At 40.0% G+C, this 12,725-nt stretch carries 13 protein-coding genes; 3 read left to right on the forward strand and 10 right to left on the reverse strand.

The features are described 5' to 3' along the window. Nucleotides 1–7: 7 nt before the first annotated feature. The 7 genes from panF to menB all read right to left on the reverse strand — a co-directional run bounded on the left by panF (nucleotide 8) and on the right by menB (nucleotide 6,485). Nucleotides 8–1,462, reverse strand: coding sequence for a sodium/pantothenate symporter (gene panF, locus A9501_RS08980; protein ID WP_065265630.1), 1,455 nt, complete (start codon nucleotides 1,460–1,462; stop codon nucleotides 8–10). After that, nucleotides 1,459–1,716: a YhdT family protein gene (locus tag A9501_RS08985; RefSeq protein ID WP_005634512.1), complete on the reverse strand. Its 258-nt coding sequence runs from the start codon at nucleotides 1,714–1,716 to the stop codon at nucleotides 1,459–1,461. The genes panF and A9501_RS08985 overlap by 4 nt, the downstream gene beginning before the upstream one ends. 204 nt (nucleotides 1,717–1,920) lie before the next feature. After that, nucleotides 1,921–3,267, reverse strand: coding sequence for an acetyl-CoA carboxylase biotin carboxylase subunit (gene accC / locus A9501_RS08990; protein ID WP_065265631.1), 1,347 nt, complete (start codon nucleotides 3,265–3,267; stop codon nucleotides 1,921–1,923). A 176-nt stretch (nucleotides 3,268–3,443) separates the two neighbouring features. Then, on the reverse strand, nucleotides 3,444–3,911 hold the full coding sequence (accB, locus tag A9501_RS08995) for an acetyl-CoA carboxylase biotin carboxyl carrier protein (protein WP_065265632.1): 468 nt from the start codon (nucleotides 3,909–3,911) through the stop codon (nucleotides 3,444–3,446). Between the two features lie 152 nt (nucleotides 3,912–4,063). After that, entirely contained in the window at nucleotides 4,064–4,513 is a 450-nt protein-coding gene (gene aroQ / locus A9501_RS09000; protein ID WP_065265633.1) for a type II 3-dehydroquinate dehydratase, read from the reverse strand. A gap of 56 nt (nucleotides 4,514–4,569) precedes the next feature. After that, nucleotides 4,570–5,559, reverse strand: coding sequence for an o-succinylbenzoate synthase (gene menC, locus A9501_RS09005; protein WP_065265634.1), 990 nt, complete (start codon nucleotides 5,557–5,559; stop codon nucleotides 4,570–4,572). A gap of 68 nt (nucleotides 5,560–5,627) precedes the next feature. Further along, nucleotides 5,628–6,485, reverse strand: coding sequence for a 1,4-dihydroxy-2-naphthoyl-CoA synthase (gene menB / locus A9501_RS09010; RefSeq protein ID WP_005630980.1), 858 nt, complete (start codon nucleotides 6,483–6,485; stop codon nucleotides 5,628–5,630). A 145-nt stretch (nucleotides 6,486–6,630) separates the two neighbouring features. Here menB and A9501_RS09020 point away from each other — a divergent pair, with 145 nt between their 5' ends. Both A9501_RS09020 and udp read left to right on the forward strand, forming a co-directional pair. Beyond that, complete coding sequence (locus A9501_RS09020; protein ID WP_083071931.1) at nucleotides 6,631–7,197, forward strand: DUF5358 domain-containing protein; 567 nt, start codon at nucleotides 6,631–6,633, stop codon at nucleotides 7,195–7,197. A gap of 56 nt (nucleotides 7,198–7,253) precedes the next feature. Continuing rightward, entirely contained in the window at nucleotides 7,254–8,012 is a 759-nt protein-coding gene (udp, locus tag A9501_RS09025) for a uridine phosphorylase (RefSeq protein ID WP_065265635.1), read from the forward strand. Nucleotides 8,013–8,053: 41 nt separating this feature from the next. Here the strand turns inward: udp and guaA are convergent, their stop codons facing one another. From guaA to guaB, 3 genes are read right to left on the reverse strand one after another with little or no spacing between them, the layout of a single operon-like run. Beyond that, nucleotides 8,054–9,625, reverse strand: coding sequence for a glutamine-hydrolyzing GMP synthase (guaA, locus tag A9501_RS09030; protein ID WP_065265636.1), 1,572 nt, complete (start codon nucleotides 9,623–9,625; stop codon nucleotides 8,054–8,056). Between the two features lie 13 nt (nucleotides 9,626–9,638). After that, entirely contained in the window at nucleotides 9,639–10,034 is a 396-nt protein-coding gene (locus A9501_RS09035) for a hypothetical protein (protein ID WP_257006494.1), read from the reverse strand. A 2-nt stretch (nucleotides 10,035–10,036) separates the two neighbouring features. Next, nucleotides 10,037–11,503: an IMP dehydrogenase gene (gene guaB, locus A9501_RS09040; RefSeq protein ID WP_065265637.1), complete on the reverse strand. Its 1,467-nt coding sequence runs from the start codon at nucleotides 11,501–11,503 to the stop codon at nucleotides 10,037–10,039. A gap of 129 nt (nucleotides 11,504–11,632) precedes the next feature. On the opposite strand from guaB, the gene birA reads away from it, so the two are divergent. Next, nucleotides 11,633–12,541: a bifunctional biotin--[acetyl-CoA-carboxylase] ligase/biotin operon repressor BirA gene (gene birA, locus A9501_RS09045; RefSeq protein ID WP_065265638.1), complete on the forward strand. Its 909-nt coding sequence runs from the start codon at nucleotides 11,633–11,635 to the stop codon at nucleotides 12,539–12,541. Nucleotides 12,542–12,725 lie beyond the last annotated feature (184 nt).

Below are 12,725 nucleotides of genomic sequence, written 5' to 3' on the forward strand. Positions count from 1 at the left end.
TTAATGCTTAAAGTGCGGTAACTTTTAATTGAGTTTTTTCGATACGACGTTCGCCCAATTTATTACCTACTAAAAATGCAATTAATCCAAATACTAATGACGGTACGATTTGATGGAAGTTAAATAATTTTATGCCAAGTTGAGTGAGCAAGATATAACTTCCCAAGCCGATAATCATTGAGCTTAACGCACCATAAGCATTTGCTTTATCCCAGTAAATACCCAGCACAATCACCCATAAAAATGCGGCTTCGAGTCCACCAAAGGCAAATAGGTTTAACCAAATAATCATATCTGGTGGGTTGAGGGCGGCAAAGATTAAAAGTGCGGTCAAAATCAGCGTGATAATAGATGAAAAATAACTTACTTTTTTCTCATTTTTTGCCGCTTCAGGTTTCGTAGAAAGATATAAATCTTTTACAAAAATAGAAGAAGATTGAATAAGTTGCGCATCAATTGTGGACATAATTGCTGACATCGGTGCGGCTAAGAAAATACCAGCAATAATAGGTGGTAATACTTTTAGCATTAAAGTTGGAATCACTTGATCCGATACCGTTAAATTTGGAATAACTGCACGACCAAGCGCACCGGCTAAGTGCATACCGAACATAATGATGGAAAGAACAATTGTTCCAATTAGCATCCCTCTATGTAAGGCTTTACTGTCTTTAAATGCCATGCATCGAACAGCAGTATGTGGAAGACCAACGACCCCGAAACAGACGAGTACCCAGAATGAAGCCATAAATTGAAAATCTAACATTCCATTTGGCCCGTAAGGCGTGACTAACGCAGGATCGATTTCTGTTAATTTATTAACCGCACTTTCTATCCCACCGAGCGCATAAATGGTTCCTACAAGGAGAATAATAGTACCTAAAATCATGACAGTACCTTGAATGGTATCCGTGAGTACGACGGCACGAAACCCCCCGATAAATGTATAGATACCTACCGTTAAAGCAAATAAGAGCAATGCTTGAGTATAAGAAATACCTATGGTTGTTTCTAATAAACGCGCACCACCAATAAATTGCACGGTCATGGCCGCAAAAAATGCGAGAAGAAGGGCAAGGCTTGATAGCCAGACTAAATATTTGTTTTTATAACGATAAAGGAAAAGATCGTTAATCGTTAACGCATTGGTTTCTCTTGATAATAGCGCGAATTTTTTACCTAATGCGCCTAATGCAAGCCACACTGCTGGGACTTGAATCATCGCAAGTAATACCCAGCCTAATCCATATTTATAAGCTGCTCCAGGGCCGCCTACAAAAGAACTTGCACTGGCATAAGTTGACGCGGTTGTCATTGCAAGAACAAAACCAGTCATCGAGCGATTACCTACATAATATTCCGTTAGGAAATCGCCTTTGGTTCGTTTTACATAAGCGAAAATCGCAGCACCAAATATAAATGCAAGATAAATAATTAAAGGGAGAATAATACCTAAATTCATTTTTGATTCTCCTCATCCTTGATTTCAAGAGAGATATCTTGATAAATAATTTTGATAATCCAATGGCCAATTACAATAAACAGAATAGGCAAATAAATACAAGAGAGTTCGAACCAGAGGGGGAAACCAATCGGCCCTTGAGTTTCTTTAGGCAAATAAGCACATAAGCACCAACCTATCACATATAAAATAGATAGACCTAATGCCCAACTAGCTTCCTTGGCCGCTTGTTGGTAACGTTGTTTTAATGTCATGTTTCTTCCTTAAAATTTTTATAAGTGAAAGTATATTTTTGAATGGTATAAGGGGCATATATTTTATACGCCCCTTATGTTTGCTAATCTTACAACTTTTTTGAATAATTCAAAATGTTTTGCTGATTCTAGTATTTATTATCATTAAATAAGTTTTAGGGATATGCGAAAATGGCTAACACTTGTTAGCCATTTAAAATTTAATTATTCATGCATACCTAATTTTTTCTCCAAATAGTGGATGTTGGTTCCGCCTTTTTGGAAATTTTCATCTTCAAGAATTAATTCATGAAGTGGGATGTTGGTCTTGATACCATCAATAATTGTTTCAGATAATGCATTTTGCATACGACGGATTGCAACTTCACGCGTATCACCATAAGTGATAAGTTTTGCGATCATAGAATCATAATGTGGAGGTACTGTATAGCCACCATAAACATGAGAATCCCAACGAACGCCCAACCCGCCAGGCGAATGTAAGTGATTTACTTTGCCTGGAGATGGTAAGAATGTTTTTGGATCTTCTGCGTTAATACGGCATTCTATTGCATGGCCTTTAACTTTGATGTCCTCTTGTTTAAAGGAGATCGGCAAGCCTGCTGCAATGCGTAATTGCTCTTTCACTAAATCTACACCTGTAATCATTTCAGTTACAGGGTGTTCCACTTGAATACGAGTATTCATTTCAATGAAATAGAATTCCCCATTTTCATATAAGAATTCAAACGTACCTGCTCCGCGATAGCCGATTTCTACACAAGCTTTTGCACAGCGAGAGCCGATATCGCGGCGAACTTCTTCTGTGATACCTGGAGCTGGCGCTTCTTCTACAACTTTTTGGTGACGACGCTGCATTGAGCAGTCACGTTCAGCTAAATAAACTGCATTGCCATGCGTGTCTGCTAATACTTGAATTTCCACGTGACGTGGATTTTCTAAGTATTTTTCCATATAGACCATATCATTGTTGAATGCGGCTTTCGCTTCGGCTTTGGTCATCGCGATAGATTCTTCTAATGCGTCTTCGCCACGAACGACACGCATTCCTCGGCCGCCACCACCGCCGGATGCTTTGATGATGATTGGATAGCCAATACGTTTAGCAATTTCTTTATTTTTAGCAATGTCGTTACCTACAGGGCCATCCGAACCAGGTACACAAGGCACGCCTGCTTTTTTCATCGCTTTAATAGCTGAAACTTTATCGCCCATTAAACGGATGACATCCGCAGTTGGGCCGATGAAAGTGAAACCTGAGCGTTCAACTTGTTCAGCAAAATCAGCATTTTCAGATAAAAAACCGTATCCTGGATGAATTGCATCTGCGCCTGTTACTTCAGCGGCAGCAATGATAGCTGGAATATTTAAATAACTTTTTGCGGAAGGTGCTGGACCGATACAAACGGTTTCATCAGCAAGTAAAACGTGTTTTAAATCACGATCGGCAGTGGAGTGAACCGCCACAGTTTTAATACCTAATTCTTTACAAGCACGTAAAATGCGTAGTGCAATTTCACCGCGGTTAGCAATCACAACTTTTTCTAACATAAAAGAGTCCGTTTAGTCATATAGACGTGAATTTTTATGTAGGTTATTGAAATATTGTTCTCCCTATAAAATTTGGTGTGCACAGATTTCAATTTATATTGCCTACGATAAATTCGCTCTAATTGTTTGTATATGAAATAGGCGGACTAAAGTCCGCCCGACGAAAATATTGGAAATTATTCAATAACGATTAATGGTTCGTCGAATTCAACAGCGTCACCGTCGTTGATAAGAATTGCTTTTACTACACCAGCTTTGTCCGCTTCAATGCGGTTCATCATTTTCATTGCTTCAACGATACAAAGCGCGTCGCCAACTTTCACAGATTGACCCACTTCAACGAATGCTTTTGCTTCTGGGCTTGGACTGCGATAGAACGTTCCTACCATTGGTGAACGTACAAGATGGCCTGATACTTCATTAGATGCAGCTGGTGCTGGTGTCGCAGCTGCTGGGGCTTGAGCTGGCGTAGCAGCTGGAGTTGGTGCTACTACTGGTGCTGCAGCGTATTGAACTGCTGCTGGAGTAACTGCTGGCGCTGCACGGCTAATACGTACTGTACCTTCTTCTTCCTGCACTTCTAATTCAGTAATGCCAGATTCTTCTACTAATTCGATTAATTTTTTGATTTTACGAATGTCCATACGTTCTTCCTAAAAAGATTGAAATTTTAACCGCACTTTTAAATGAAAAAGTGCGGTTATGAATAAACTTATTTTTGCGTTGTAAAGATTACCTTAAATTTTGCAAATTTGCGATAAAATTCTGTGAATTTCGCCAAAAATGCTCGATTTTCTTATTTTTTAGCAAGGTAATCGATAGCAAATAAAAAGGCAAACTCGTAACCTTTTGCGCCTAAACCGCAAATAACGCCTTCAGCCACATCGCTAAAATAAGAATGATGACGAAATGGTTCACGTTTATGTACGTTGGATAAATGAATCTCCACAAAAGGAATTGAAACAGCTAAAAGTGCATCGCGCAATGCTACACTGGTATGGGTGTAAGCAGCAGGATTAATTAAAATAAAATCGACTTGCTGAAAACTTTCGTGGATCTTATTAATTAATTTTTCTTCACTATTGGCTTGAAAACATTCCACTTTTACATTGTGCTGAGTGGCTAATGTTTGTATTTTCTCTTCAATGGATGCTAGAGAAATACTGCCATAATGTTTTGGCTCGCGAGCCCCTAACATATTTAAGTTCGGGCCATTTAACAGCAAAATTCTGTGTATTTGCGACATTTTTAATCCTTTTTGTGTGGCGCATTATACTGATTTTTCGATTTTGGGTGGTCGAATCAGATAATTTTAGTGATAAATTCAGATTCTAAATCCACAATAGGTAAATTAGAACCAGGCCAAGCGCGTAGCACTTGATATTCCATCAAATCTAACGTGTCTAAGCCTGGCGTTACATTCGGGGTGTATTGTTGTGCGATTCGCGCTAGCTGAGAGAGCCCTAAACTGCTTTCGATACTTGAACTAATAACCGCTTTTAGGCCTAACGAATGTGCTTGGTTAATGAGTTCAGCACAACGTTGAATTGAACCAATTAAAGTGGGTTTGATTACGACAGCCGATAAGTGCGGTTCTTTTTCTATGCAGAAATTAGGCTCTCGCACGGATTCATCCCATGCAATCGCAATATCGGTTTGCGCTGCAAATTCACGGCTGAGTTCTTGTGTTTTACAAGGCTCTTCTAAAAATTGAATACGTTTTCTATGTTGAGGTTTGACCTTAGCGGCAAATTGCAACGCTTTTTCTAATGACCAATGGCGGTTTGCATCTAGTCGTAATTGTAAATCAGGAATGGCTTCTAAAAACATATCGGCAATTAATCCATCGCGATTGGCTTCGTATATGCCCACTTTCATCTTTGCCACTTTCTCGCCTTCTATGCTCGCAAGTTTGGCGTACAGTTCATCGGGATCACCATAACAAAGTGGTGCCGTATGATAATTGCCTTCAGCTTGTAAATAACCTTTCATTTCATCCATTGCGCAACTGATACCAAAAGCAACGGAGGGATAGGTGCCATCTAATGGTACGCGAGGTGCGTCACAGCTTGCATTGCACCATGTCGTTAGCCATTCAATTGCTTGTTTTTGAGCTTGGTCTAAGGTTTCTTCGCTAAAACCAGGTAGCGGGGCGATTTCTCCCCAACCGTCTCGGCTGCAACTCACTCTTACGATTAAGCCTTCACGGCGTTTTAAAAAACGATCACGCAGAATAAGTTGGCTATCAACAGGGATGGAATAACGGTAAAGATTAAATGATTTTTCAGCCATGTTTGCTCCCAATACAAAAGTGCGGTCAAAATTCACGAAGATTTTTAACCGCACTTTAGAACGATAAATTAAGGGTTACGTCTGAATTTACTGAAGTCTGGGGCGCGTTTTTCGTTAAACGCATTGCGACCTTCTTGACCTTCTTCAGTCATGTAGAACAACATTGTTGCGTTACCCGCTAATTCTTGAAGACCTGCTTGACCATCACAATCCGCATTTAATGCCGCTTTCAAACAACGAATCGCGATTGGACTATTGCGTAACATTTCACGACACCAACGCACGGTTTCTTTTTCAAGATCAGCGTAAGGCACAACCGTATTGACTAAGCCCATGTCTAATGCTTCTTGTGCATTATATTGACGGCATAAGAACCAAATTTCACGCGCTTTTTTCTGACCCACTAAACGAGCCATATAGCTTGCGCCCCAACCACCATCGAATGAACCGACCTTTGGCCCAGTTTGACCGAAAATGGCATTTTCAGCAGCAATCGTTAAGTCGCAAAGCATATGTAATACATGGCCACCACCAATTGCATAACCTGCCACCATTGCCACAACTGGTTTTGGACAAGAACGAATATCGCGTTGGAAATCTAATACATTTAAGTGATGTACGCCGCTGTCATCTTTGTAACCGCCGTAATCGCCACGCACTTTTTGGTCACCACCAGAACAGAATGCTTTTTCGCCTTCGCCAGTTAATACAATGACACCAATGTTTTCATCGAAACGTGCATCAGAAAATGCAGTGATCATTTCTTTCACTGTTTGTGGACGGAACGCATTACGAACTTCTGGGCGGTTAATTGTGATTTTGGCAATACCGTCAGTAGATTTATGATAGCGAATGTCGCTGTAGCCTTCGCTGTGATCAACCCACTCAACAGGCGCATATAACACATCATCTTTTGGATTTTGCATGAGAATTCCTTTTAATTAACGTAAAAAAGTGTGGTCATTATAGCGGAAGTTTTTCGGATCAGGAAAACTAAATTCATTTGCTGCTTTATCTGTTGTGAAGATATTGCTAGAATTTTGCGCATTCTCACTTTTATAAGGATCAAATGTGAAATTAATTGCAACCTTAGGTATGGCAGCATTGCTGTCTGGCTGCTCAATATTTGGTAGCTCACAATCCGCAATCCCAGGTGAATTTGCGGGGGCGGATTACCAACTTTCCGATCAAGATGCAAAACAGTGGGCGATTGCAAGTAAGCAAGCAGAACAATGCGTTTACCCAAATTTAACTCGAATTTTGCAACAGCATTTTTCTAAAGAAGATAGCTATATTCATTCACAATATGTCTTTTTCTATCCATTGGAAAAAATTATTGGCGAGCAATATGTGAAGATTATTCAAGGTGATGAGAAGTCGATGAATTATGCAAGCTATCAGTTTAAAAAATTCCGTACTGAAGTAGGTAATGTTGAGCCTTTAACTGAACAGGCGTGTTTAAAATTACGTAATGAAGCGCGCGATGATTTGGCTGTCGTGAAAGGTCAATATAAAAATGGCATGGTGGAAGTGCAGAAAAATGAAGATGGCACACCGAAAAATCCTGATGGTATCGCGACGAATGAAAATAAATTCTTCTTTGATATCATCAAATGGGGTTCAATGCTATTGCTTTAATTTTTTGGGCATGTAAACATACAACATAAAAATAAAAAAATAATAAGGAGGCTACTATGTCAGATGTATTCCATCTTAATCTTACAAAATCTCAACTTAAAGGCGCAACACTCGCTATTGTCCCCGGCGATCCTGCGCGTAGTGAGCGTATTGCTAAACAACTTGATAATCCAGAGTTTCTTGCTAGCACGCGTGAATTTACTTCATGGTTAGGTTATCTTAATGGGCAACCTGTTGTTGTATGCTCTACCGGTATTGGTGGGCCATCAACCTCAATTTGTGTGGAAGAACTGGCTCAACTTGGCATTCGCACTTTCTTACGGATTGGTACAACGGGGGCAATTCAACCACATATTAATGTGGGTGATGTTCTTATTACAACGGCTTCTGTTCGCTTAGATGGTGCAAGCCGCCATTTTGCACCGTTAGAATATCCGGCTGTGTCAAACTTTGAATGTACAACTGCACTTTATAATGCAGCGAAAGCAAAAGGGATTGAACCTTATGTAGGTGTGACTGCATCATCTGATACATTCTATCCAGGTCAAGAACGTTATGATACCTATAGTGGTAAAGTATATCGTGATTACCAAGGACTACTTAAGCAGTGGCAAGATTTGAATGTTATGAACTATGAAATGGAATCGTCAACATTGTTTACCATGTGTAGCGCATTGGGGCTACGAGCAGGAATGGTTGCAGGCGTGATTGTAAACCGCACTCAACAAGAAATTCCAAATGAAGCGACAATGAAAGAGACTGAAGAAAAAGCCGTTTCAGTGGTAATAGATGCAGCGAAAACATTGTTAAATTAAAAAATAACGCCTTGTTTTACAAGGCGTTATTTATTCTGGTCCTATTCCCACTCGATCGTTGCTGGTGGTTTTCCGCTGATGTCGTACACTACGCGGGAAATACCATTCACTTCATTGATGATACGGTTAGACACTTTGCCTAATAAATCATAAGGTAAATGTGCCCAATGTGCGGTCATAAAATCGATGGTTTCTACTGCACGCAGTGAGATAACCCAATCGTATTTACGGCCATCTCCCATTACACCTACAGATTTCACCGGTAAGAATACGCAGAAGGCTTGGCTGGTTTTTCCATACCAACCGCTATTGCGTAATTCTTCGATAAAGATCGCATCTGCACGGCGTAATAAATCGCAGTATTCTTTTTTCACTTCACCTAATACGCGCACGCCTAAGCCTGGACCTGGGAATGGGTGGCGGTTGATCATTTCAGCCGGCAAGCCTAATGCTAAACCGATTTTACGTACTTCATCTTTAAATAATTCACGTAACGGTTCAACCAATCCAAGTTTCATATAGTCTGGTAAACCACCTACGTTGTGGTGTGATTTAATCACATGTGCTTTACCGGTTTTGCTTGCTGCAGATTCGATGACATCAGGGTAGATCGTACCTTGTGCTAACCATTTCACGTTGGTGAGTTTTTTCGATTCATCATCGAATACATCAACGAATACTTTACCGATAATTTTACGTTTTGCTTCAGGATCCGATACGCCCGCAAGTTCACCTAAGAAACGGCTTTCAGCATCAACACGGGTAATATTTAAACCGAATTTATCACCGAACATTTCCATGACTTGATCGCCTTCGTGCAAGCGAAGCAAGCCGTTATCCACGAATACGCAGTGTAAGTTTTTACCGATGGCACGGTGTAAAAGTAATGCGACCACAGAAGAGTCCACACCACCAGATAAGCCTAAAATCACTTCATCATCACCGACTTGCTCTTTAATACGAGCAACGGCATCTTCGATAATGTTTTCAGCTGTCCATTTGGTTTCGCAACCACAGATATTCACGACAAAATTAGTTAATAATTCTAAACCTTTTTTAGTGTGGGTTACTTCTGGGTGGAATTGTACGCCGTAGAAACGACGGCTTTCATCAGACATGGCGGCAATTGGGCAGGTTGGAGTCGTACCTGTTACTTGGAAGTGTTGAGGTAAACGAGTCACTTTGTCACCATGGCTCATCCAAACATCTAAAGTCGGCTCATTTGCTGTCAAGTTATCATTAAGATTGGCAAAAAGTGCGGTGGAATTTTCAAGAGAAACTGAAGCATAGCCGAACTCCCTGTGCTCAGACGTTTCGGTTAAGCCGCCAAGTTGCATCGCCATAGTTTGCATACCGTAGCAAACGCCGAGCACCGGTACACCTGCATTGAACACATATTCCGGTGCACGAGGGCTGTTTTTTTCAGTGGTACTTTCAGGGCCGCCAGAAAGAATGATACCGTCTGGATTAAATTCACGGATTTGTTCTTCAGTCACATCCCACGCCCAAAGTTCGCAGTACACACCAATTTCACGTACACGACGAGCAATTAGTTGAGTATATTGTGAACCAAAGTCGAGGATTAGGATTTTGTGATTGTGAATATTTGTCATTTTTTGCCTTATGTTAATTTTGTTTTGTCATATTGATGTAAGTTCCACCATGTCCATCGCTGATATATTTGATGTGAAATGTTTCAGTCTTATTACAGCCTTTTACCGTCCAAGTTTCATTCACTAAGTCTACAGTGGAAGTTTTGTTGTTTAGTTTTACATCATCTATCTGAGTGTGAATTTGTTTTGGCGTACAATTATGGATTGCTCTAAAAAATAGGTTAATGTTACTTGCCGTATCATATTTTAGTAAATCGTCTGCGGTTGTTTCCCCAGTATAAGTTGGACCGAGTAATGTGCAGGCCGATAGAATAAATGGAATCAGTAATATAAATTTCTTCATTATAGTTCCTTTTATTGCCTGAAACAGTTCAAAAGAGCGGGCAAATTTAACCGCTCTTTTATTCATTGTTAGCCCATACGATAGTTTGGCGCTTCTTTAGTAATGGTTACGTCATGAACATGGCTTTCTTTAATACCTGCGCCACTGATGCGAACGAATTCTGCTTTCGTACGTAATTCTTCTATGGTCGCGCAGCCAGTTAAGCCCATGCAAGAACGTAAGCCACCCATTTGTTGGTGGATGATTTCTTTTAAGTAACCTTTGTATGGAATACGGCCTTCGATACCTTCTGGTACGAGTTTGTCTGCAGCGTTATCCGATTGGAAGTAACGGTCTGAAGAGCCTTTCGCCATGGCACCTAATGAGCCCATACCACGATAAGATTTAAATGCACGACCTTGGTAAAGTTCGATTTCACCTGGAGCCTCTTCTGTACCTGCGAACATAGAACCAACCATTACACAGCTTGCGCCTGCAGCGATAGCTTTTGCAATATCACCTGAGAAACGGATACCACCGTCCGCGATAACTGGAATACCACGATCTTTTAATGCTGCTGCTGCATCTGCTATAGCAGTGATTTGTGGAACACCCACCCCGGTTACGATACGAGTAGTACAAATTGAACCAGGGCCGATACCTACTTTCACTGCGCTTGCGCCTGCGTCTGCAAGTGCGATAGCACCTTCAGCAGTCGCTACGTTACCCGCAACGATAGACAAATTTGGATATTTTGCTCGAGTTTCACGAACGCGTTGTAATACGCCTTCTGAATGACCGTGAGATGAGTCGATTAATAATACATCTACGCCAGCTTTTACTAATGCATCAATACGTTCTTCGTTACCAGGACCTGCACCTACTGCGGCACCGACACGTAAGCGACCAAATTCATCTTTGCATGCATTTGGTTTTTGTTCTGCTTTTTGGAAGTCTTTAACGGTAATCATGCCTTTAAGTTTGAAACTATCATTAACTACTAATACTTTTTCAACACGGTGTTGATGCATTAATTCCAAAATTTCTTCGCGACTAGCCCCTTCTTTTACTGTCACCAAGTCTTCTTTTTTCGTCATGACTTGTGAAACAGTTTTGCTCAAATCTTTCACGAAACGAGTGTCGCGTCCAGTAATGATACCGATTAGGTTATTTTCACTATCTACAACAGGGTAGCCAGCGAAGCCGTTTTTCTTCACCATTTCAGCAAGTTCGGCAAGCGTTAAATTTGGTGAAACAGTTACTGGTTCAGAAACAATACCGCTTTCGAATTTTTTCACTTTACGCACACGATCTGCTTGGCGTTCAATGGTCATATTTTTATGAATAAAGCCAATGCCACCTTCTTGCGCCAAAGAGATCGCAAGTTTAGTTTCGGTTACGGTATCCATTGCTGCTGAAAGCATAGGAATATTCAAAGTAATTTCTTTAGTGAGTTTGGTTGAAAGATTGGCTGTATTTGGAAGCACTGTTGAATGTGCTGGGACGAGTAGAACATCGTCAAAAGTAAGAGCTTCTTGTTTAATGCGTAATGACATTGCAATATTCTCGCTAAGTTGAAGTTAAAAAATATTGCGGCGGGATTATACAGATTTTACTTGATTTTGAAAACGAAATTTTTGGATTTGTGCTATGATTTTCGCTCCGTTTGCTACAAGGAATAAATGATGAATTTCGCTTTATTGACATATTTAGCTGATTGTCAGCCGAAAGTGCGGTTTGAATTGGAAAAGTTTTCTCTGCATATTGAAGAGGACATTAAACAATTACGTGAGCTAGGTTTGGAAATTGTCGTTGCTGGCCAAGATTATAGCTTAGTGCCTCGTCTTCCTTTATTAAATCCTCAGCAAATTTCAACCGCACTTTTTCCTTATAGTATCCATTATCAGCCGATTATTTCCTCTACAAATGAATGGATACTACAAAATATTCCTTCCTTAAAAAAAGGCGATCTTTGTGTGGCTGAATATCAAACTGCAGGACGCGGTCGACGTGGTCGTCAATGGCTATCACCTTTTGCAGGGCAAATCATGTTTAGTTTTTATTGGACGTTTGAGCCTAGCAAATCAATTGAGGGATTAAGTTTAGTCATCGGTTTAGCGATTGCAGAGGTGCTAAACGTGCAAGTGAAATGGCCAAATGACATTTTGTTTGATGGAAGAAAGTTAGGTGGCATTTTAGTTGAAATTGCTAATCATAAAAATGGTATGCTCAATTTAGTGATTGGCGTAGGTATTAATGTGTCGTTGCCAAAACAAACAGAAATTAGTCAGCCTTATGCGGAAGTATGTGAAATTGATCCTGATTTAGAGCGACAAACTTTATTACCAAAACTCATACAACATTTATATACACGTTTAAATATCTTTGAGAAAAATGGTATTAATACGGAATTTCAACAAGCATGGCAATCATATAATGCATTTTCAAATAGTGAAGTAAATGTACTTACTGAACAAGGTGCTATTTCAGGTATTGAAAAAGGCATAGATGAACGTGGTTATCTAAAAGTATTATGTGGCAATAAAATCCAAATGTTTAATGGTGGTGAAGTTTCATTGCGTAAGAAATTATAGCGATAAAAATTTGAGCATTTTAACCGCACTTTTGAGGGATCCGTTTATATTTCCACCAAAAGATCATTTTTTTAAATATTTTTACAAAAAGTACTTGCAAGGGATTTGAAAATCCCTATAATGCACCGCACACAACGACGCACTGTTGTGAAGTATTTAAGTTTACAAGTGCGTCGTTGTTTTT

The organism is Haemophilus sp. CCUG 66565 (genome assembly GCF_001679495.1).
Classification (GTDB): Bacteria; Pseudomonadota; Gammaproteobacteria; order Enterobacterales; family Pasteurellaceae; genus Haemophilus; species Haemophilus haemolyticus_K.

What these genes read in the sequence shown, in the direction of transcription:
- A9501_RS08985 (WP_005634512.1), bottom strand. Translation starts at nt 1,716, where the DNA reads ATGACATTAAAACAACGTTACCAACAAGCGGCCAAGGAAGCTAGTTGG.
- aroQ (WP_065265633.1), bottom strand. Translation starts at nt 4,513, where the DNA reads ATGTCGCAAATACACAGAATTTTGCTGTTAAATGGCCCGAACTTAAAT.
- A9501_RS09035 (WP_257006494.1), bottom strand. Translation starts at nt 10,034, where the DNA reads ATGAATAAAAGAGCGGTTAAATTTGCCCGCTCTTTTGAACTGTTTCAG.
- accC (WP_065265631.1), bottom strand. Translation starts at nt 3,267, where the DNA reads ATGTTAGAAAAAGTTGTGATTGCTAACCGCGGTGAAATTGCACTACGC.
- menB (WP_005630980.1), bottom strand. Translation starts at nt 6,485, where the DNA reads ATGCAAAATCCAAAAGATGATGTGTTATATGCGCCTGTTGAGTGGGTT.
- guaA (WP_065265636.1), bottom strand. Translation starts at nt 9,625, where the DNA reads ATGACAAATATTCACAATCACAAAATCCTAATCCTCGACTTTGGTTCA.
- birA (WP_065265638.1), top strand. Translation starts at nt 11,633, where the DNA reads ATGAATTTCGCTTTATTGACATATTTAGCTGATTGTCAGCCGAAAGTG.
- udp (WP_065265635.1), top strand. Translation starts at nt 7,254, where the DNA reads ATGTCAGATGTATTCCATCTTAATCTTACAAAATCTCAACTTAAAGGC.
- panF (WP_065265630.1), bottom strand. Translation starts at nt 1,462, where the DNA reads ATGAATTTAGGTATTATTCTCCCTTTAATTATTTATCTTGCATTTATA.
- guaB (WP_065265637.1), bottom strand. Translation starts at nt 11,503, where the DNA reads ATGTCATTACGCATTAAACAAGAAGCTCTTACTTTTGACGATGTTCTA.
- menC (WP_065265634.1), bottom strand. Translation starts at nt 5,559, where the DNA reads ATGGCTGAAAAATCATTTAATCTTTACCGTTATTCCATCCCTGTTGAT.
- accB (WP_065265632.1), bottom strand. Translation starts at nt 3,911, where the DNA reads ATGGACATTCGTAAAATCAAAAAATTAATCGAATTAGTAGAAGAATCT.